The organism is Bradyrhizobium diversitatis (genome assembly GCF_016031635.1).
Lineage (GTDB): Bacteria > Pseudomonadota > Alphaproteobacteria > Rhizobiales > Xanthobacteraceae > Bradyrhizobium > Bradyrhizobium diversitatis.
In genome coordinates, this window is sequence record NZ_JACEGD010000010.1 from 96,110 (window position 1) to 117,356 (window position 21,247).

The 21,247-nt window shown below is 64.2% G+C and carries 10 protein-coding genes and 1 pseudogene; 7 read left to right on the forward strand and 4 right to left on the reverse strand.

The annotated features are described in order from the left end of the window. Nucleotides 1-12 precede the first annotated feature (12 nt). A complete protein-coding gene (locus tag H1B27_RS11715) occupies nt 13-1,188 on the forward strand; it encodes a zinc-dependent alcohol dehydrogenase (RefSeq protein ID WP_197966159.1) in 1,176 nt (391 codons plus the stop codon). A gap of 11 nt (nt 1,189-1,199) precedes the next feature. Continuing rightward, complete coding sequence (locus tag H1B27_RS11720; RefSeq protein WP_197966160.1) at nt 1,200-1,769, forward strand: hypothetical protein; 570 nt, start codon at nt 1,200-1,202, stop codon at nt 1,767-1,769. 171 nt (nt 1,770-1,940) lie between these two features. Here the strand turns inward: H1B27_RS11720 and H1B27_RS11725 are convergent, their stop codons facing one another. Continuing rightward, nucleotides 1,941-2,549 (reverse strand): cysteine hydrolase family protein, encoded by a 609-nt coding sequence (locus H1B27_RS11725; RefSeq protein ID WP_197966161.1) that lies wholly within the window; start codon nt 2,547-2,549, stop codon nt 1,941-1,943. 200 nt (nt 2,550-2,749) lie between these two features. On the opposite strand from H1B27_RS11725, the pseudogene fdhD reads away from it, so the two are divergent. Next, a pseudogene (fdhD, locus tag H1B27_RS41180) lies at nt 2,750-3,609 on the forward strand (formate dehydrogenase accessory sulfurtransferase FdhD). Between the two features lie 52 nt (nt 3,610-3,661). Here fdhD and H1B27_RS11735 read toward each other — a convergent pair. Beyond that, nucleotides 3,662-6,445 carry a VCBS domain-containing protein gene (locus H1B27_RS11735; protein WP_197966162.1) on the reverse strand — a complete coding sequence of 928 codons (2,784 nt, stop codon included), beginning with the start codon at nt 6,443-6,445 and terminating at the stop codon, nt 3,662-3,664. Nucleotides 6,446-7,007: 562 nt separating this feature from the next. Between H1B27_RS11735 and H1B27_RS11740 the strand changes: the two genes are divergently transcribed. Together H1B27_RS11740 and H1B27_RS11745 are read left to right on the forward strand one after the other, a co-directional pair. Then, nucleotides 7,008-7,640, forward strand: a complete 633-nt coding sequence (locus H1B27_RS11740) for a FecR family protein (RefSeq protein ID WP_061877238.1) — start codon at nt 7,008-7,010, stop codon at nt 7,638-7,640. A gap of 5 nt (nt 7,641-7,645) precedes the next feature. After that, nucleotides 7,646-8,566: a tetratricopeptide repeat protein gene (locus tag H1B27_RS11745; RefSeq protein WP_246515366.1), complete on the forward strand. Its 921-nt coding sequence runs from the start codon at nt 7,646-7,648 to the stop codon at nt 8,564-8,566. A 3-nt stretch (nt 8,567-8,569) separates the two neighbouring features. Here H1B27_RS11745 and H1B27_RS11750 read toward each other — a convergent pair whose 3' ends face one another. Both H1B27_RS11750 and H1B27_RS11755 read right to left on the reverse strand, forming a co-directional pair. Beyond that, nucleotides 8,570-8,848, reverse strand: a complete 279-nt coding sequence (locus H1B27_RS11750; RefSeq protein ID WP_197966163.1) for a hypothetical protein — start codon at nt 8,846-8,848, stop codon at nt 8,570-8,572. A gap of 285 nt (nt 8,849-9,133) precedes the next feature. Continuing rightward, nucleotides 9,134-17,629 carry an ExeM/NucH family extracellular endonuclease gene (locus H1B27_RS11755; protein WP_197966164.1) on the reverse strand — a complete coding sequence of 2,832 codons (8,496 nt, stop codon included), beginning with the start codon at nt 17,627-17,629 and terminating at the stop codon, nt 9,134-9,136. A gap of 501 nt (nt 17,630-18,130) precedes the next feature. On the opposite strand from H1B27_RS11755, the gene H1B27_RS11760 reads away from it, so the two are divergent. Then, on the forward strand, nt 18,131-19,909 hold the full coding sequence (locus H1B27_RS11760; RefSeq protein ID WP_197966165.1) for a type I secretion system permease/ATPase: 1,779 nt from the start codon (nt 18,131-18,133) through the stop codon (nt 19,907-19,909). Nucleotides 19,910-19,919: 10 nt separating this feature from the next. Beyond that, a complete protein-coding gene (locus H1B27_RS11765; RefSeq protein WP_197966166.1) occupies nt 19,920-21,242 on the forward strand; it encodes an HlyD family type I secretion periplasmic adaptor subunit in 1,323 nt (440 codons plus the stop codon). Nucleotides 21,243-21,247 lie beyond the last annotated feature (5 nt).

Genomic DNA, 21,247 nt, shown 5'->3' on the forward strand with positions numbered 1-21,247 from the left:
GGAGGACGGACGATGAAGGCGCTGGTCTGGCACGGCAAGGAGGACATCCGCTGCGACACCGTCACCGACCCGGAGATCCAGGATCCGCGTGATGCCATCATCAAGGTGACGAGCTGCGCCATCTGCGGCTCCGACCTGCACCTCTTTCACAATTTCATCCCGGGCATGCTGCCCGGCGACATCATGGGCCACGAGACCATGGGCGAAGTGGTCGAGGTCGGCTCGGGCGTCGACGGAAAGCTCAAGAAGGGTGATCGTATCGTCGTCCCGTTCACGATCATTTGCGGCGAATGCGACCAGTGCAAGCGCGGCAATTTCTCGGTGTGCGAGACCACGAACCGCAAGCGTCATCTGGCCGACAAGGTGTTCGGACACACGACGGCCGGCCTGTTCGGCTATACGCACCTGACCGGCGGCTATCCCGGCGGCCAGGCCGAATATCTCCGCGTGCCTTTTGCCGACGCCACCCACATCAAGGTTCCGGCAGGCATCCCGGATGAGCAATTGCTGTTCCTCAGCGACATCTTCCCGACCGGCTGGCAGGCTGCCGCGCAATGCGACATCGAGCCGACCGACACGGTCGCGATCTGGGGCTGCGGCCCGGTGGGGCAGATGGCGATCCGCAGCGCCATCCTGCTCGGCGCCAACCAGGTGATCGCGATCGACTGCCTGCCCGAGCGGCTCAGCATGGCCGAGGCCGGCGGCGCCACCACGATCAATTTCGAGACCGAGAGCGTGCTGGAGCGGCTCCAGGAGCTGACCGACGGCAAGGGCCCGGAAAAATGCATCGACTGCGTCGGCATGGAATCGCATGTGATGGCTTCCCTGCCCGACACCCTGCTCGACCGCGCCAAGCAGATGGTGATGGCGGAGAGCGACCGGCCTCACGTGCTGCGCGAGATGATCTATGTCTGCCGTCCCGGCGGCATCATCTCCGTGCCTGGCGTGTACAGCGGCCTGTCCGACATGCTGCCCATGGGCGCCTTCATGAACAAGGGCCTGACGATGCGGACCGGCCAGACCCACGTCAACCGCTGGACCGACGACCTGCTCCGCCGCATCGAAGACGGCGAGATCGACCCGTCCTTCGTCATCACCCACACCGTCCCGCTCGAACAGGGACCGGAGATGTACCAGGTGTTTCGCGACAAGCGGGATTCCTGCGTCAAGGTCGTGCTGAAGCCCTGAAGGAGCTAGTCATGTTTCATTTCTCCAACATCATACGCACCAAGGGCGACCCCAAGATCGTCGAGGGTGGACCGAGCCTGAAGCAGCCGGCGGACCAGCTCGCGCGCGCACTCGGCTGGTTCAGCATCGGCCTCGGCGTGGTCGAACTCTTCGCGCCAAGGCGCGTCACGCACACGCTGGGCATGGAAGGCCGCGAGACGCTGGTGCGTGCCTTCGGCGTACGCGAGATCATGGCCGGGATCATGTCGCTTTCGGTCGAGAAGAACGCCGGCCTGTGGGCCCGTGTCGGCGGCGACGGCCTCGATGCCGCCGCGCTGCTGTCGGGTCTGACGTCGGACAATCCCAAGAAGGGCAACATCGCGCTGGCACTGCTGATGGTCGGCGGCATCGCCGTGCTCGACTACCGTGCCGCGCAGGACACCAAGCCGCGCCGGCCGCCGCGCGACGCACGACGCAAGCTCTATCCGAACCGCAGCGGCTTTCCGAAGGGCATCGAGAGCGTCCGAACTGCGGCAAGGCAGATCGCGGCGCATGCCGGGCAGAACGAGGTGAAGCAAGGCGATGAGCGCCGGGTCCCGTGACGAAGCGGCGTGGTGGGAACCCGCCGTTATCTACGAGATGGTTACGACCGCTGCGGTCGCATGTCCTTGCCTACAAGGCGGACGGAGGAAAGCAACGCAATACCCATCTCAAAGGGCACCGGGCGCGCATTGCGCGCCTTCGCGATTGCGGATCGTATCCCGCTTCACTTCCTACTCCCGCCAGAATTCGGCCAGCTCTTCCGCTGTCAGCAGGTCGACCTGGCCGTGAAAGCGGGTGCGATACATCGTCATGAGCGCATCGTGCCCGACATCAGACGAGCTGCACAGCGCGTCCTCGACGATGACGACCCTGAAGCCGAGATCGACGGCGCTCAGGACCGTCGAAAGCACGCAGACGTCCGTCTCTGCGCCTGATATCACGACGGTACCGATGTTCTTTTCGACCAGCACGCTCGCGAGACCGGGATTGCTGAAGGCCGAATAGGCCGGCTTGTCGATGACGGCCGCCGGCGGAACGAAGCGGCTCAAGGCCGGCACGAGTTCGAGCGCCGATGACGGCAGATGCCGGCGGGTCGCCTGGTGCCAGCGGCGAAAATAGCTCTGCCATTGCCCCGGACGATCCTCCGGATCCTGCGGAGTGATGAAGCGCGTGAAGATCGTTCTCACTTGATAGCGCGAAACAATCGAAGCGATCGTCGGCAGGACGCGCTCCATCCAGGGAGTCGCCCAAAGGCCGCTGGGAGCGAAGATGTTCTGCATGTCGATGCACAAGTGAACGGCATCTCTGATGTCGGCGACATCCGACGTGCTGTCCCTCATCGTCGTCCACCCCTGACCATGTTGCCCTCATCCAGAATTCACGATGCCGAAATCGGCGCCTCTCCGCCGTCGATGATTTCGGGTGGAACGTCCTTGAACAGCAGGCCCCGCACCAAAACCCGAGATGCCATCGCAAGTTCCTAAGTGCCCGGAACCTTGCGCCGGCTCGCGCGTCATGACGGGACGCAGGACGAGCATCCATGCACGGCTCTCAACTTGGCGATCGCGCATCGCCGCCCACGGCCATGGTCAAGATGCCAAGACTAACCTCGAGCGGTGCGCATGATGTGCGCATCGTGGCAGAGGAATGTCCCGTGGCATTCGTCTACGATGGAACGACGGCCGCTGTTCTGATGGCCACCCCACCGATCTGACCGACCTCGCCCGGGATTTAGTCTCACCGAGGGGATCATTCGCGACCTCGGCGAGATCGAGGAACTCACGGTTGTGCCCGGTCCCGACGGAATCGAACTGCGTCTCTGGCTACGACCGGACGCGGGGCGCAGGTTGAAGGAGCGACGGCGGCAGCTCGTCGGGCCGACGGGGTGCGGGCTGTGCGGCATCGACAGCCTGCGCGAAGCCGGCCGGATCGCGCAAGCTGTCGAGCACGGCACGTGTCTCACCTCCGAACAGATCGGCACGGCGATTGCGGCCCTCACCGCGTCTCAAGTCCTCAATCACTGGACTCGCGCCACCCATGCCGCGGGGCTCTTCGAACCCGACAGAGGGACCATGCTGGTCCGCGAGGACGTGGGTCGCGCACAACGCGCTCGACAAGCTTGCCGGCGCTCTCGCCCCGAAAGGAAGATCCGGATGCACGGGCGCCGTCATCCTCACCAGCCGGATATCGGTCGAGATGGTGCAGAAAACGGCAGCGATCGGTGCCGGCATCGTCGTTGGCATGTCAGCGCCGACCGCACTTGCAGTCCGAACAGCCGAGGCGAGCGGCATCACGCTTATCGGTATAGCGCGGGGAAACGAGTTCGAGATCTTCAGCCATCCGACGAGGGTCGGGATGCTCGCAACCGAAATGGATCGCGCCCACAAGCCTCGACCGTAGCGCTGGATTAGCCTTGACCCTCTGCGCTGCTCTAACCCAAAGCCCTCGACGGTCAGAGCAGCTGGAACTCCGAGCCATGCAGCTGCGCTGGTGATACCCCCTTCAGCACAATAGCATCGTGAGTGGCGGGCGATGTAATGATCGTGTCCGGGCCGGCGTCGGTTGCTGCAGCCAAGATCTCGGCAACGCTGCCGAACAAGTTACGACTGATCGCTATCGTGTCATTATCGACATCGAAATCGCCGATTGTTGCGGTGCCAAAATTCTCATTGAACACGAAATTGTCGCTTCCTCCTGCGCCGAAGATCGTGACGCCGTTGCCGACGTTCTGAAATGTCTCGTCTGCACTGGTACCATTGACAACGCTTAGGTGCGACATGTCTTGTGACGCATAGGTACCGACTATCGTAATCGTCAGCGCCTGACTTCCCACATTGCCGTGCCCGTCATTGACCTGCGCCGTATATCTAATGGTCAATTCATCGCCGGCTTTGAGAAAATCGAGATCGGCATCAGTCGGACTGTAGGTCCAATTCAACGTCTGCGTCGCACCATTTGTCTTGACGATGTCGAACGCGATGTAGCTGGCATCGACCAGCGTTGCGATATCGGCGCCAAAGGGCAGCGTCGTTGAGCCGTTCGAGCCGCTGAATTCAACGCTGGCGTTTCCGATCACTGACGCGGTGAGCGTGTCGCCGATATCGACGTCGTTCACGGTCAGCGTTCCCGACACCGGTCCCGCGAGGCCGGCGTGGCGATCGAGGACAACTCCCGCAGAGATGTTTTCGAGCTCAAATGCGTTGAAGTTGCCCGTTTCTAGAACCACCCGGTCGAAGGGGTTGATTCCGACAAATTCCAAATAGCCATTCGAAGCGAACACACCCTGATGTGCGCTCAAGAGCGCCGCAACTTCGGCGCCGGTGTAGGATACAACAAGATTCACGCCGTTGTAGAAACTGACCTTGTTCATTGGGTCAATCGTACCCCAATACAGGCCAAACGTGTTTCTCTCCGAGCCAAAGGTGATTGTCTCGGTGCTGCCCGCGCTGAGGCTCAAATAGTCGGTGGTATCCGCGCCGCCTGGCAACGGTCCGAGGAACAGAGCGACCGCGACGCCGGGGATCGATCCATTGATGACGCCGACATTTCCCGATCCCGAAAATGTGGCATCCAGCGAAGCACTGTAAAAGTTGCCGTGGAACGCGTCGGATCCGCTTGGCAGGTCATCGAACGACTCTGTCGCCAGGCCCAGCGAGTTTGTGTTTACCCCCTCGGCCAGCGCGATTGGATTGACCACGACGGCCTGCACCGGTGGATCGGTCTCGCTGAGAATTGTCGGTGGATCGTTGATGCCCGCTACGACCAGCGTCACGGTCGCCGACGCAGTCGCACCATGAGTGTCAGCTATCGTATAAGCGAAAGAATCGGTGACGGTCTGCCCGGCCCCGAGGGCGCGAAGGACAGCGGCGCTCGTCGATTCGTAGATGATGTCAGTGCCGGAGAGCGACACCGCCGCACCGCTCGCACTGAGTCCACTGACGGAAAGGACCGCCAGATGATCGCCGGTATCGGGGTCGGTGTCATTCGCAAGCAGAGTGCTTGCGGCGATCGTCAGCGAGCCGCCCTGGCTCACATTCGCCGCGCTCGGAGGAAGCAACGGCAGCACATCAGCGTGTGCGATCGGCCCGTCATTAGCGCCGTGGATGGTGATTGTCACCGCCTTTCGTGTGTCGTCGATTGTCGCCACCGTGAAGCTGTCGGTAAGGGTGCCACCGACATCAAGCGCCTTTACCGCACCCCTGGTATCGGTCAGCACGTAAGTCCACACGCCATCCACCGTCATCGTGAAGACACCGTACCCACCATCGCTCGCCTGAGGCGCACTGACTGGCTTAAAGGTGTTGGGCGGGTTATCGACGTCCGTATCGGTAAGCGTGCCTGTCGCCGTCGCCGTGCCGGCGGCAGCATTGGCGGCGGCGCCTGCCGCGTCCACCACGCCCGTCGCGTCGCCGGCGATAATCGCTGCGTCATTGACACCGTTGATGGTGACCGTGAAGGTCTGATCGGCCCTGGATGCACCGTCCGAGACCGTGACAACGAAACCTTCGGTTGTCGTCGCAGTCAGCGCATTGATCGCGTGATTATCCGGAGCGAACGCGTAGGCGCCGGTCGAGCTGTTGACGTAAAGCGTGCCATATTGACCGGCTTTGGAAACATCATATGTCACACCGCCCAGTTTCGCGGCTCCAGTGACCCCGCCGCTTATGCTGTAGCTCAGCGGAGCGCCGGTATCAAAGTTGATCGCCTTCAGAGCACCGGCAGTCGAGGGGAAATGGTCAAGGGCAGACGTGTCGGTAACAATCGGCAAAGCCGTGGCGGTCAACGACCGCACGGGGGGATCGACGATAGCGGGAACGACAAAGAGCGTTTGTATCGCCGGCGGAAGCTGCGGAAGCGGGGCATCAGGCCTGATAAAATCGATGCGTTGAGGCGTCAGGGGGTTAACGGACGGAGGTGTGCTTGATCCCTTTGCTCCTGTCTCCTTCGAAAAATTGGCGAGCACGTCCTGTTGTGCGGCGCGGAGCTCCTCCATCTGAGCGGCAGTATTGTTGACCTTGTTTACGGCGAACGAGGATCCTTTTTCGTGCAGAACAATAGTCTGTCCGGGATCGTCAACCAGAATATGTCGCGGGATCGCCTCTTTGGTTACGAGTTCGAACTCGCCATGCGCAAGGTCCTTGTAGGTAATCATACCATCATCCAGGAATGTGGCTTCGGGGTCGGCCGCACGAGCTTGCTTTGACTCAGCCAAGATCAGGGCTGTGAACCACAGCATGCCAGTTACCTCGGATGGGGCTCGGCTTCCCCCAAACGTCCCAACGAACGCGATTCCTCTTGTCATCCAACTCGCGAACGAGGCGCGCGCACGACTAAGAAAAGTCGTGGTCCGGGGATTGTCGACAAGTTGACAACGCGGAACCGCAATTGCTTCACCTGCGTTCTCCAACTCAGCATGGTGGCAAATTGACATTGCCTCAGCCTCGGCTGTCAAAATCCGCGCGCCGCCCGTGATTGCCAAATATGCCTGTTATATCGCCTGCGCCTTGAACGGACGCCCTGCGCCGCAACCGACATCTGCCCGTCGAAAATGACCTCGCGCGCATGAAAAAAAATCTGGTGCCATGTGACCTGCACAGAGCTCAGCGCTTCACAGAAATTTGTTCAGTCAATGTACTCGACCGAGATGCAGCCGTCTATGCGCGGCGCAACACCGGCACGGGCATCGGAAACCTAGGTCGCTCAGTCTAGCCCGAGAGGCCTAGTCGGTCCGCGATATTCGGAATCGATAGGCGCGTTGCTTGTGTTATAATTGGTGGTCTTCTCGGAAGGGGGAGATCATGTTCGTTCGCACGATTACCGCGCTGGCGACCTATTTCGTTTTGACTCTGTCAGGCTCGTTCGCCGGACCAGCAGAAGCGCAAGTCAATGCAGCGCCGCCCGCGATCCAGGATGCAGCGAAGCTCATCGGAAAGGTCGTCAGCGTCACCGGCGCGGTGGCCATCGAACATGCGAACGCAGTCGTCATCGAGGCCAAAGCGTCTGGCTCGACGAAGGTTGGAGACCCCGTCTATGTAGGCGATGTCATCCGGACCGGGGCTGACGGCCGGGTCGGCATCAATTTTACGGATGGCACAACTTTCAATCTATCGACCAACGCCCGGATGGTCCTGGACGAGTTCGTGTATGACCCTGGAGGAAACTCGAATTCGACCTTGTTTAGTCTAACCAGGGGGACGTTTACCTTCGTCGCCGGAAAGGTTGCCAAAACAGGCGATATGAAGGTCGACACTCCTGTCGCGACCATGGGAATTCGAGGGACCACACCGCACGTCGCAATCTCGGATGATGGCTCAGTCAAATTCTCCACGCTTATCGAGGAGGGCAGGAAGAAAACGGAGGCACCCGCGACGCGAGAACCCCGCCAGAACGCTACCCGCAAGTTCGATCTCAACATCTGTCGAGGCTGCTAGGATCATTGCCATACGCGCAACCGTCGTTCAGCAAATGCCCACAAGGTTCGGCGCACGCCCGCCACGCTGCGGCCGCGCAAACCCGCCGATCGAGAGGCATCGTCGTCATATGCGCCCTGGCCTTGCTACTCCTGCCGTCGTTGGCTGCCGCGCAGAACCCGACGGCCAACAGCCTCCGGGATCTTGAACTCTGCAATGGCTCGGAGCGCAGCTCGCTCGACTCACGGATTTCCGCTTGCTCGACGCTGATCGACTCGCACCAGAGCACGGCAGCAGGCCTGGCGATTTCCTACAATAATCGTGGGAATGCCTACGTTGCGAAGGGCGACTACGACCGCGCAATCCAAGACTTCAATGAATCGATCAAGCTGGCACCTGAATTCGCCAAGCCCTACAATAATCGGGGTGTGGCCTACCTGCTGAAAGGCGAATACGACCTCGCGATTCAGACGCTCGACCAGGCCATCAGGCTGGACCCCGGCTACGCCAAAGCCTTCGCCAATCGTGCGCAAGCGCACCTGAAGAAGAATGAGTACCATGCCGCGTCGTCCGACCACGACGAGGCCATCCGTCTCACATCGGATCTTGACGAGGTATGGAGCCGCCGCTGCTGGACCAGAGCCGTGCTTGGCACCCTGCAGGCCGCGCTGGAGGATTGCAACAGAGCGCTTCGATCCCAGCTGAACAAGGCGGCCACGTACGACTCGCGCGGGATGGTCCATCTAAAGATGGGCTCGCTCGACGCGGCTGTCGCAGACTACAGCTCGGCGCTGACATTTGACCCAAAGCTTGCAAGTTCCCTCTACGGAAGGGGCTTGGCCAGACTGAAGAAGGGCGACGCGATCGGCGGCGACGCGGACATTGCAGCCGCAAAAGCCATTCGCCCCACGATCGTCGAGGACTTCTCGCGGTACGGCGTGCGATAGGCGCTAGTGTCTCGATAGTGCGACCTCATTGCCCGCGATCAGCGCCGTCGCTGTGGCCAGCCACGCCTCATGCGAGGCGTTCCTCGCACGCAATTCGGCAGCAACGCTCAGCAATTGCGCGGACGGCCTGCAGTCCATATCAACGGCCGGATGAACCTCGACGCCGTGTACGGCGCTGCGATACCGCTCGGCGATACTTTTCAGCACGCCGGATTCGTCGGGCTTATTGCCATCAACGTCGCTGATCAGCGTGATTTCATTCAGCGTTCCAACAGACGCCATTCATCCGCGATAATGAGCTCCGTTCGCTCGATCGGGCGACACTCGAATGGCATCCTCATTGTCTTGCACAGCTCTTCAACGATGTCGATCGTGATGCTCTCGAGTGCGCCTTCCGACCACGGCGGCGTTATGACCTTCCCCATTACGCACCAAGAGCACGCACGATCCGATCGCTTCTGCCACACGACCATGCTGGTTCAACAGCACCATCTCGGTGAGCTCGCATGATCCAGAAAAACCACGGAACGCTGCTGCGTTCCGTGGTTCGGTTCAGTCGGCGATGGATCAGACGAAGCGGAAATCGTCTGCCGCGAGCGAGGCCATCTGCAGATTGGCCAGCGTCACGGTGTTGTCGGCATCGAGCGTCACGACGATGTTGTTGCCGACCTGCGTGGTGTGCGACATCACTTCGGCGAAGTTGGAGAACAGGCTGCTCGAGAATTGCAGCACATCGGCCGAGGCACCGGTGGTGGCGAAGTCGGTGACGGTGTCCTTGCCGAAGCCGGCGGCGAACATGAACACGTCGGCACCCGAGCCGCCGGACAGGATGTCGTTGCCGGCATCGCCCGCGAGGATGTCGACACCCGAGCCACCCTTGATGGTGTCGTTGCCGGCACCACCATTGAGCATGTCGTTCTCGGAGCCGCCATCGATGTTGTCGTCGCCATCGCCGCCGGAGATGGCGTCGACACCCGAGCCGCCCTTCAACGTGTCCTTGCCGAGGCCACCCTCGATCACGTCGTTGCCGGAGCCACCGTCGACGCCGTCGTCGCCGTCGCCGCCGCGCAGCGTGTCATTGCCGGCACCACCGGCGATGACGTCGTTGCCGGCTCCGCCATCGAACATATCGGCGCCGTTGCCGCCTGTAAGATGGTCTGCACCGGCGCCGAGCACGAAGCCCTCGATGCCGCTGAAGTGGTCGGTGCCGATGCCTGCGCCGGTCGCGATGCCGGACGCCAGGTTGATCGTGACTGCACCGGTGGCGTCGGACAGATCCAACACGTCCTGACCGCAGCCGCCGTCGATGGTGTCGTCACCAGCACCGCCTCGGAGCACGTCGTCGCCGAAGCCGCCGAGCAGCACATCGTCACCGGCGCCACCGATCAGCAGGTCGTCACCGAGGCCGCCGTTCAGGGTGTTGGCTCCGGCCGAGCCGATCAGCGTGTCGCCGAACGCCGTGCCTACCGCGTTCTCGATCCCGGCGAGATGGTCGGCGCCCGGGAGATAGCCCGGATAGTAGGCCAGCCCGGAGGCGAGGTCGATCGTCAGCTCGAACAGGATGTGACTGTAGTCGATGGTGTCGACGCCGTCGCCGCCGTCGTAACGATCCAGACCATGGCCGCCGATGAAGGTGTCGTCGCCGGCGCCGCCGAACACCAGATCGTTGCCGAGGCCGCCGACGATCGTATCGCTGCCGCCGGTTCCGATGCGCAGCTTCCAGGTGCCGTCGGCGAAGCCGAGTTCCTCGATGTTGCCGAGCGTGTCGGTGCCGTCGCCGCCGACCTGATCAGCGATGTTGATCGAGCCGTCGGCATTGAGCGTCATCGCGTATCCGTCGATCGCGCCGGAGAAGGCCGCGATGTCGGCCCCCGCCCCGCCGTCGATGGTGTCGTCGCCGGCACCACCAATGATCAGATCGTCGCCGTCGTTGCCGTAGATCTCGTCGTTGCCTGCATCGCCGTAGACGGTGTCGTTGCCCTGGTTGGCGTAGATCCGATCGTTGCCTTCGCCGCCGTGGATGGTGTCGTTACCGAACGAGGTGTAGATCTCGTCGTTCCCGGAACCGCCGTCGATCTCCATGTTGGTCGAGATCCAGTCGTTGGAGATCAAGATATCGTTGCCGTCGCCGAGCAGGATCTGGCCCTGGATATCGGACCCGATCCAGATGTTGACGAAGTCGTCGCCGGCGCCGAGATCGACCTTGCCGACGATCTTGCCGGTGTTGCCGAGCCTGTCGTTGCCGTCGCCGAAGCTGACGTCGCCGGTGATGACGCCGGAGCTCTGGTTGATCAGCTCGTCGGCACCGGCGCCGAGCAGGACGTCGCCGGTGATGATGGCGCGGGTGACGATCAGATCGTCACCCTCACCCATGTTCACCGCTGATCCGCCGGTGGCGGTGATCGAGCCGTCATTGCTCAGCGTGTCGCTGCCGCCGCCCATCGAGACGCCGCCGACGATCTGACCGGTGGCGCTGTTGGTGAGGCTGTCGGCATAGGTGCCGACCAGGTTGATCGCCTCGTTGCCGCGCAGGTCGAACCGCGCCGCATCCTCGGGGGCGACCCCTTCCGGACCGTGGCCGTCGCCCTTGATCAGGCCGTGGTTGACGATGGTCGTCACCCCCAGCGCGTTGGCGTTGCTGGAGTTGTCGACCTGGATCGCACGGCCGTAGCCGTAGATCTCGCCGCCGGCATTGTTGACGATGCTGCCGCCGCCGATCGCGATCGCTTCGGAGACGTTCGGCTCGCCGTCGTGATAGCCCTCGGCGCCGAGGCCCGAGATCTTGCCGTAGTTCACGATCTGCACCAGACCGTCGACATCGATGGCGTCGCCGTCGCTGTCGGACAGTTCGGCGGAGCGGCCCTCCATCACGCCGTGGTTGGTGATGAACGCCTTCTGCGCTTCGGTTCCGTCGGTGTCGAGATTCACCGCCGAGCCGTTGCGGCCGATCATCGTGCCGCTGTTGATGACGGTGACGGCATTGTCACCGGTGACGGCATGACGCGAAGCTTCCATCCAGCCGCCGGCGTAGTTGTTGACCTTGCCGCCGGTGTCGCTCTGGAAGTCGACCAGATCGCCTCCGCCCACGAAGGTCGGATCCGTCGTGATCGTCCCCCAATTGTTGACGACGCCGTCAGCGCCCGGGCGGATCACGTCGGTGTCGCTGCCATGCTGGCGGATGACGCCCCCGGCAAGGTTGTTGATCACCGCCGACGCGCCGTTGTTGTCGAAGGTGCGGAAGTCGAGGACGCGGCCGTTCGCTTCGATCACGCCGGCGTTGTTGACGGTGATGGTCGCGTCGGCGTGACCGGCCCGTTCCGGGGTCAGCGCGCCGCGGACGACGCCACCGGCCTGGTTGTTGAGGGTCACCGAGCCGGTCGCCCCCGCCGTGGTGGTGAGCGCACGGGTCGAGCCTGCGATCTCGCCGGCATTGTCGATGACCGCGTTGCCACCGCCCTGCCAGACGATCGCGTTGCCGGACACCGAGAGCGCGCCGCCGGCCTCGATGGCGACGCGGTCGTTGTTGTCCACAACGAGGCTCGAAGCCAGCGTCGCGCCGCCCTGGATCGTCACGCCGTCGTACGATGCCGATCCGGCCACCGACCAGGCGCCTGCGGCCACCAGCAGGTTCTCGACATTGAGCGTGGCGATCAGTTCCGCCGTGCCGCCGCCGATCAGCTTGACGGTGTCGTTGCCGGCGCCGCCGTCGATCAGACTCGGCGCGGGATCGTCGGTGGAGACGATGATGAGATCGTCGCCCTCGCCGGCTTCAGCAGTGTCGCCGGCGCCAGCCACCAGCTCGTCGTTGCCGTCGCCACCTTGCAGGGTGTCGTAGCCTTCGCCGCCGACCAGGACGTCGTCGCCTTCGCCGCCGGTCAGGGTGTCGTCACCGTCGCCGCCCTCCAGCCGGTCGTCGCCGGCGCCACCGTCGAGCGTGTCATCGCCTGCACCGCCAAGCAGCGTGTCGTCGCCGTCGCCGCCGGACAGGGTATCATCGCCTTCGCCGCCATCGAGCTGGTCGTCGCCGCCGAGCCCGGCGAGGACGTCGTCGCCCCCGAGGCCGTTGAGCACGTCGTCACCGAGCGCGCCGGTGAGTTCGTTGTCACCGTCGTCACCGACCAGCACCAGCGCCTCGGTTTCGAGCACCGTGTCCTGGCGATAGTCGAGGTTCTGGATGCGCTCGTCGTGCGCCCGGTCGGTATCGGCGACGTCATAGGCCGTGTCGGAGTAGTTCGCCGCCATGTATTCGGCGAAGGCATCCTGCTCGGTGCCTTCGGTGGCGAAGTTCGCCCCCTGCCCGGCATCCGGAACCAGGTCTGGCGACAGATTGACGACGTTGGCAAAGGCGGGATTGGCCGCGACGAAGCTCGCGAACGGATAGCCGTCGCCGCCGGTGAGCAGGAAGCTCAAGGTCACGACCCGGATCGCCATCTCCGGATCGACCACCAGCTCGCCGTTCGCGACCAGCGCCAGCACCGGATTGCCGTTGTCGTCGATCAACGCCGCCGACTGCACGCGGTTTCCGGCCGGCAAGTCCATGTCGAACGAGAACGCGATGCCGCCGACCTGGGCGAACTGGCCGGGCGTCGCGGTCGCCGTGGTCGCCGCCACCGCGTGCTCGAGCACCTCGAGCAGCTGATCCGCAGTCACCGTGACCATCGACAGCGCGTTGTTGAAGCGCAGCGAGTTGGCGATATCGAGCTGCGACACCTCGCCGGCTTCCTTGCCGACGCTGGTGTTCGCCAGCGGCGGGCTCTCCACCGCTTCGCCGCCGACCGCATAGACGTAGCCGATCGAGTCGCGGATGCCGCCGCCGTTCTTGATTGAAACGAGCACGGTCGGGTCGACCTTCTGGGCGTACCAAAGGTTCGCATCGGCGGAGAGGTCGCCGAGGTTGGTCTCCTCGGTGCGCGCCTCGCTGCGGCGGCCCTCGAGATAGACGTCCGTCTTGCCGAAGGTGTTGCCGTCCTGCACGTCGATGATCCCGCCCACCGCCTGGGCGACGTCGTTGACCAGATCGCCGCGGCCGCCGTCGGCAAACGGATCGGCGTCGTCGGCGTCCACGTCGCCGTCATCGTCGACATCGACCGTGGCGTTGCCATCGTACAGCGACCCGACCACCTCTTCCGTGCTGGCGTAGGCACCGTTGACTGCCGTGTTGGCGGTGTAGATCACGTTGCCTTCGGCATCGAAATCGACCACCAGTCGTCCGACATAGGAGTACTCGCCGGAGGTATTGACGATCAGCGTGGTTTTGCCGTCGGCGTTCGCGGTGACGATCGGATAGGTGTCGGCAGCGGTGTCGCCGGCACGGAGCGCGTCGGTCTCGTCCGCCAGCAGCGTATGCGAGCCGCCGGCGACGATGACGTCGACGCCGTGCAGCAGGGGCGCCAGCGCCTTTTCGAGCGCGAGCTGCTGCAGATGGCTGACCAGGATGATCTTGTTGATGCCCTGGGCCAGCAGACCGTCGATCGTCGGCTGCAGGATTGCCGCCAGCGCCGCCATGTCATCGACATTGTCGCCGATCACTTCGACGCCGCCGGTCGAGGAGATGCTCTGCACGATCTGCGTGGTCGCGCCGATCACGCCGATCTTTTCGCCGTTCTCCTCGATGACCGTGGCTGGCGCGATCTTCTTGCCGATGCCGGCCGCCGGCGGGAAGCCGGTGTAGGCGTCGGAATCCTGGATCGTGCCGGTGTAGACCGAGGCGAGATTGGCATCGGCCGAGAAGTCCAGATTGGCCGCGAGGTACGGGAACTGCGCGCCGGGATAGCCGGCGGTCTGCTTGATGATGTCGGCGAACGCCTTGGTGCCGGCGTCGAATTCGTGATTGCCGATCGCCGAGGCCTGCACGCCGATCATGTTCAGCATCGCCATGTCGGCGGTGCCGAAGCCCGGCGAGATGTTCAGCGTCCCGGCAGCGAGGCCGTAATAGGTCTCCAGCGCGGTTTCGTAGACCTCCTTCAGCGAGCCGTCGCTGCCGGCGCTGAAGAACGGGCTGGGAATGAAATTGTCGCCCGACGACAGCGTGATCGAGTTGTCATAGGTCTCCTCGAGATAGTCGACGATCGCCGCGAAGTTGCCGGCGCGATCGACCGCGTTCAGGCCCGCCTCGAAGTCCGATGCATGCAGGATTTGCAGCGTGTAAGCCGGGGTCGGCTCCTGTTCCCCGAGATTGAGGCCCACGACCACCGGATCGTGGTCGGACACCCGGATCGCGGAGTCGCCGTCGAAGATCGAGGTGTCGCGGCCGTAGTCGGAGTTGTAGTCGAGCGCGTCGGCCTCGTCGGCGTTGATGTGCCAGGTGGTCACACCGGACACCTGCCCGCCGAGGCTGGCATTGGCGAAGGCATAGTCGAGCGTGCCGGTCTGGCCGTCGAACACATAGGAATAAGCGTCGTCCTCGCGGTCGTGCAGATTCTCATAGCCGGCGCCCTCGATGAGCGCGGTCGACTGCTCCTTGGCGTAGCCGTTGAAGTCGCCGAGCAGCATCACGTCCGGATCGCCCGAGCCGGTCGGATCGCTCGCCGCCCACGCGGTCAGCGCGGTGGCGGCCAGCTCGCGCTGGTTCTGCCAGTTGCCCTGGCCGTCGCCCTGATCGGAATCGGCGCCGGAGCCGGTACCGCTCTTGGACTTGAGATGGTTGGCGATCGCCGTGAAGGTTTCGCCGGTCGCAAGCTCCTCGAAGGTCACCGCGATCGCGTTGCGGCTGGTGTTCTCGCCGTCGAACACCGCGCCGACCGTGCTCTGCCCGAGCAGGCCGCCGAGGCCGAGCCCGGGCAGGTCCGCGTCGTTGAGGGTCTCGATGGTCGTACCGTCGGCGATCTTCACCGCGGTGGTGTCGTAGATGAAGCCGACCGCGATGGCGTCGCCGCCAACGAACTGCTGGCCGGGATCGACCCAGGCATAGGTACCGGCGCCAGCCACGGCATTGAGCTGTTCGACCAGATACTTGATCGCGTTGCCGGACGATGCGGCGGAGAAGTCGTTCTCCAGTTCGGTCAGCGCCAGCACGTCGACGTCCATGTCGAGGATGGTCGCGACCAGCTTCTCGGTCTGACGCGCGAACTCCGCGGCGTTGTCGGCGCCGCGCGGCGCTTCGCCGATCGCGGTGGTGCCGCCATTGTCCAGCGTCGTGAAGTAGTTCAGCACGTTGAAGCTCGCCACCTTCAGGCGGCCGCCGACGTCTTCCGGCGCATCGGTGCGCGGATTGTCGCCGGCTCCGAAGGTGTTGGCGCCATCTTCGACCGAGCGGATCCGCCAGGTCGCTCCCGAGGCGGAGTTGCCGGCCCATTGATAGTCGAGCACGCCAGTCAAGCCGGTAACGGTGTCACCCATCCGGACCGCGTCGGCGGTGCCGTAGTTCGGCGTGGCGGACGGGTTGTCGTTCGGATCGAAGCCGTCGAGGTTGTTGATCGCGGCGTTCTGGACGTTCAGGCCATCGTCATAGGTGATGGTGCGGGCACCGAGCTCGGCCAGATACGCCTGGTAGGCGGCGGCGTCGGGCGCGTTCTCCTGCGTGAACTGTTCGGGCCGTTCGCCCGCCGCCAGCTTGATCTCGTTGAACCGGTCGAGATTGTACTGCTCGGTGACGGTCAGGGTCTGCGGTATCGTGACCAGCATGCCTTCATAGGCTTCAAGATCAGGCTGGTAGTCGCCGTCCTGGCTCAGCGTAGTGCCCATCGACGGCAGGTCGATCTGCACCGCCATCGTGTCGACGTCGGCCACCGCGCCGGCCTGGACGACCGAAATGTTGCTGGCGGTGAGCTCGGTCAGGCCGAAATATTCGCTGATCGAGCCGGTGACGCGCACCCGGTCGCCGATCTGGACGTCGGTGGCGCTGCCGTAGACGAATATCGCCTCGGAGGTCAGTACGTTGCCGTCGGAATCGGTGGTTTCCTCCTGGAGATAGAAGCCGTTGAGATTGCGGTTGGCGTCGGCATCGCCGTTCTGGAAGTCGCCGACCACGATGGCTTCGACGGTCACAGTCTGGCCGACCATGGCGCTGCTGGCTCCGCTGCCCTGAATCGTGCTGATCTTGGTGATGCCGACATCGTCGTTGACGATGGTGCCGGTCGCCGTCGCGGCGCTGCCGATCGTGGTGGTCACGGCCGCCGAATTGGAAACGTCCTGCAGCGTCAGCGTGAAGCTCTCGTCCGCCTCATTGTCGGCGTCGCCGGCGACGGTGACGGTCACGACCGCGGAGGTCTCACCCGCCGCGATGCTGCCGCTGAAGCTGACCGGCTTGCCGCCGACGTAGTCGGCCGCATCGGTCTGCGCCGAAGCGATCGTTCCCGAGAACGCGACGTCGCCCGTGGTGCCGCCGCTGCGCTCGACGGTGAACTGATAGACGGTCGGACCGCTGTTACCTTCGTCATGCGACACCGTAAGCGAATCCGGCGCGAAGGCGACGTGCTGAGCTTCGATCGACGATTCGGACGAACTGGTGACGCGGATGTCGTCGATACCGACCCACTCGTCATTGCCGACGGCGTTGGTGGTGAGAATGCGAACCTGGACGTCGTTGCGGCCGTCGACGTCGGCAGGTAGCAGCAGATCGAACGGCGTCACCTGGGTCGCGGTACCGCCGGTGGTGACATCGGCGGCGTAGCCGCTTGGAACGTTGGTCCACGCCCCGCTCGAACCGAGCCGATACTGCACGTTGATCTGCTGCGCGGCATCGTCCGTGCTGGCGTCGAGGTCGCGTGCGTCGAAGCTCAGCCGGACATCCTTGCGGCCGGTGGCGTCGAGGTAGATCACGAGGCTCGGGGCATCCGCACTGTTTGAGCCGTTCAGCGCCACCGTCGGGTTGGCGATCTGGAATTCAGCCACACCGCCGTTGGTGATGGCAGTGTTGGTCTGGTTGGCGACGACGTCGACATCTCCTGACGACGATCCGGTAGCCGTACGCGCGTCCACCCCGGTGGCCGAAACGACATCGTTGCCGAGATAGCCGACGATCGATGCGACCCCCGACCAGTCATCGTTGGTCGTGATAAGGCCAGTATTGGACCAATCCTGCAGGAAATCGCCGTTCGCCAGGACATGAGGGGTCGTCGACATGGATAGCCACTCCAGCGCTTGAGAGAAGACGTCGCGGATCGCCGCCTCACGGCATGCGTAAGGGCACGGTCCAGACGGCCGATGGTTAACGGATCGTTAATGCGCGTTGATAGAACGCCGACGACAACAGATCGGTGACTGCTTTTTAACGGGCCGGTGAAGTCGCGACACGAAAAGCCCCGAAGACCGTGCGAACGAACGACTCGTCTTGCGACAGGCGGCGCGGCTCGACCTCTCGGCCGGCAGCAATCGCCAATGAGTCATCGCGCTACAGCTCGATCAGCCCGCCGCGAGAGGTGACCACGCCAGGTTTGGATTGGCGGCCTGCGCGGCCGAACTTCCGAACCATGGCGGCGTTTCGTCGCAGGGTACCTCGGCCTCGTTGCCGCCGGCCCGCGTTTTCGCGCATCGCGCTTTGTCATGCGCCTGACGTTGAACCTCGCTAACGAACGCCGACCGCATCCGACCGTGACGGTCCGACGTCGTTTTGAATTGAGTAAGATGACCGCAACAACGTCCTCCGCGTCGACTCCCGCGTCCGGCGATCTCGCGTCGGCTGCGATCGCCTCCTGCAGAACGGCCTTTCTGACGGTGGGACTGTTCTCGGCGGTGCTCAATCTGCTGATGCTCACCGGCTCGATCTACATGCTGCAGGTGTACGACCGGGTCATCCCATCGCACAGCATTCCGACCTTGATCGCGCTGTCGATCGCGGTGGCGGCGGCGTATGCGATGCAAGGGCTGTTCGACCTGCTGCGTCAGCGCATTCTGACCCGGATCGGATCGGCACTGCACGCCGCGCTGTGGCAACCGGTCGTCTGCAACATCCTGCGCGGGCCGCTACGCGGCGGCGGCGCGAATCGCGGCCTGCAATTGTCACATGATCTGGACTCGGTCCGGTCGTTCCTTTCCGGGCTCGGCCCGACGACCTTGTTCGACTTGCCGTGGATGCCGCTGTATCTCGCAGGCTGCTTTGTCTTGCATCCTTATCTCGGCTGGACGCTGGTCGTGGGCGCGGTGCTGCTGTTCGGGATCGCACTGCTCACCGAAGTGTTGACGCGGGCGCCGACCCGGGACGCCTCGCGTGCCGGCGCAATCCGCGGCGTCCAGCTTGAAGCCGGTCGGCGCAACGCCGAGATCGTGGCCGCGCTCGGGATGGAGCAGCGGTTGATCGACAGGATGGGGGCCGCCAACGGCGATCTCGTCGCCGCCCAGCAGCGCAACGCCGATATCGCCGGATCGCTCGGCGCGTTGTCGAAGACGCTGCGCTTCGTGCTACAATCGGCGCTGCTCGGCCTCGGCGCCTATCTGGTGATCGAGGGGCAGGCCAGCGGCGGCGTGATGATCGCCGCGTCGATCATGGGCAGCCGCGCGCTCGCGCCGGTGGAACTGGCGATCTCCATCTGGCGTCCATTCCTCGCCGCGCGACAGGCGGGCGAACGGCTCCGCGCCGCTCTGCGCAACGGCGACGCCCCGAAGCCCGACGTCGCGCCCGAACGCGCCGTCCATCGGCTCACGGTCGAGCAGGTAACGATCGCCGCCCCCGGCGGCACCACCGCGATCGTGCACAACGCCTCGTTCGCACTCGAAGCCGGCCAGGCGGTCGGCATCATTGGCCCGTCAGCCGCCGGCAAGTCGACGCTGGCGCGGGCACTGGTCGGGATCTGGTCGATCGCACGCGGCGAGATCCGCCTTGATGGCGCCACCCTCGACCAGTGGCCGGCAGAAATTCGTGGCGGCATGATCGGCTATCTGCCGCAGGACGTCGAATTGTTCGACGGAACGGTGGCGGAGAACATCGCACGCTTCGACCCGGAGATCGACGAGGCGGCGGTGATCGCCGCGGCGAAGGCCGCCGGCGCCTACGAGATGATCCTGAAGCTGCCGAAGGGATTCGAGATGCGGATCGGCGAAGCCGGCGCCACCCTATCAGGCGGCCAGCGGCAGCGGATCGCATTGGCGCGCGCGCTCTACAAGGATCCGTTCATGGTGGTGCTCGACGAGCCGAACGCCAGCCTGGACGCCGAAGGCGACGCCGCGCTGACCGACGCCATCCGGCGCGTCCGGGCCCGCGGCGGCATTGCCGTCATCATCGCGCATCGGCCGGCGGCGCTCGCCGCGGTCGATCTCGTGCTGACGCTGGCAACCGGCCAGGTGCAGGCGTTCGGCCCGAAGGACGAAGTGCTGCGCAAATCGCTCGCCGCTCATCCGGCGCCGGGCGGCGCGGCGCTGCAGGCGGTGCCCGATGCGCGCTCGGTTCCTGCCGCCGCCGCCAGTTGAGGACCTTCATATGACCGCAGCCCGCACGCCCGAGGCTCGCCGCAACGATCCGTTTCGCGATATCCGTCGCGCCACCGGACTCGGAATCGGCACGCTGGCGATCGTAGTGTCCACCGCCGGCGTTTGGGCGATGACCGCACCGCTCGCCAGCGCCGTGATAGCGCCGGCACAGGTGGTGGTCGACAGCAACGTCCGCCGGGTTCAGCACCCGACCGGCGGCGTGGTCGCCGACATCTACGTCAACGACGGCGATCAGGTTCGGGCCGGCGACATGCTGGTCCGCCTCGACGAGACACTGCCGCGCGCCAACCTTGCGCTGATCGAAAACCAGCTCAACCAGCTTGGGGTGCGTCGTGCCCGGCTGCAGTCCGAGCAGAACGGCCGCGATGCAGTGGCGCTGCCCGGCGAGATCGCCGCCCGCCGCGCCGTCGCCGCGATCGCGGAGATGATCGAGGGCGAGACCACGCTGTTCGCCCGGCGGCGCGAGGCGATCAGCGGCCAACAATCGCAGCTGCGCGAACGAAAGGCGCAGATCGCGGACGAAATCCGCGGCCTGGAGGCGCAGATCGCGTCGAAGCGCGAACAAATCCGCTGGATCGACACCGAGCTGGAGGGCGTCCGCCAGCTGTACGAAAAGCGCCTGGTGCCCTATGCGCGCCTCACTGCGCTCGAGCGCGAGGCCTCCCGCCTGACCGGCGAGGAAGGCCAGCTGATCGCCGAGATCGCGCGCGCCAAGGGCCGGATCACCGAAACCGAGCTGCAGATCATCCAGCTGGTCCAGGACCAGCGCCGCGAGGTCGCGACCGAACTGCGCGACGTCGAGACCAAGCTTGCCGATCTCGGCGAACGCCGCATCGCCGCGATGGACCAGCTCGATCGCGTGGTATTGCGCGCGCCGCAGGACGGTCTGATCCACCAGAAATCGGTCTTCACCATCGGTGGCGTAATCACCGCGGGCGAACAGCTGATGCTCATCGTGCCGAAGGATTCGCTTGTGGTCGAGGCCCGGGTCGATCCGCAAATGATCGACCGGCTCAAGGTCGGGCAATCAGCCAAGCTCCGCTTCAGCGCGTTCGACGCCGCGGTGACCCCCGAGCTCGACGGCACGCTGACGCGGATCGCCGCCGACCTGACCAAGGACCCGCAATCCGGCGCGGCTTACTACGTCGCCCGCATCAGCCTCGACGCGAGCGAACTCGCCAAGCTCGACGGCAAGGCGCTGGTGCCCGGTATGCCGGTTGAAGCCTTCATCCAGAACGGCGTGCGGACGGCGCTCGCCTACCTGCGCAAGCCGCTGGAAGATCAGCTCGCCCGCGCGCTGCGGCAGAAATAGTGCAA

Excerpts from the sequence above, each read along its gene's own strand:
- H1B27_RS11765 (WP_197966166.1), top strand. The coding sequence starts at position 19,920 with ATGACCGCAGCCCGCACGCCCGAGGCTCGCCGCAACGATCCGTTTCGC.
- H1B27_RS11735 (WP_197966162.1), bottom strand. The coding sequence starts at position 6,445 with ATGCTGTGGTTCACAGCCCTGATCTTGGCTGAGTCAAAGCAAGCTCGT.
- H1B27_RS11725 (WP_197966161.1), bottom strand. The coding sequence starts at position 2,549 with ATGAGGGACAGCACGTCGGATGTCGCCGACATCAGAGATGCCGTTCAC.
- H1B27_RS11755 (WP_197966164.1), bottom strand. The coding sequence starts at position 17,629 with ATGTCGACGACCCCTCATGTCCTGGCGAACGGCGATTTCCTGCAGGAT.
- H1B27_RS11715 (WP_197966159.1), top strand. The coding sequence starts at position 13 with ATGAAGGCGCTGGTCTGGCACGGCAAGGAGGACATCCGCTGCGACACC.
- H1B27_RS11720 (WP_197966160.1), top strand. The coding sequence starts at position 1,200 with ATGTTTCATTTCTCCAACATCATACGCACCAAGGGCGACCCCAAGATC.
- H1B27_RS11750 (WP_197966163.1), bottom strand. The coding sequence starts at position 8,848 with ATGGCGTCTGTTGGAACGCTGAATGAAATCACGCTGATCAGCGACGTT.
- H1B27_RS11740 (WP_061877238.1), top strand. The coding sequence starts at position 7,008 with ATGTTCGTTCGCACGATTACCGCGCTGGCGACCTATTTCGTTTTGACT.
- H1B27_RS11760 (WP_197966165.1), top strand. The coding sequence starts at position 18,131 with ATGACCGCAACAACGTCCTCCGCGTCGACTCCCGCGTCCGGCGATCTC.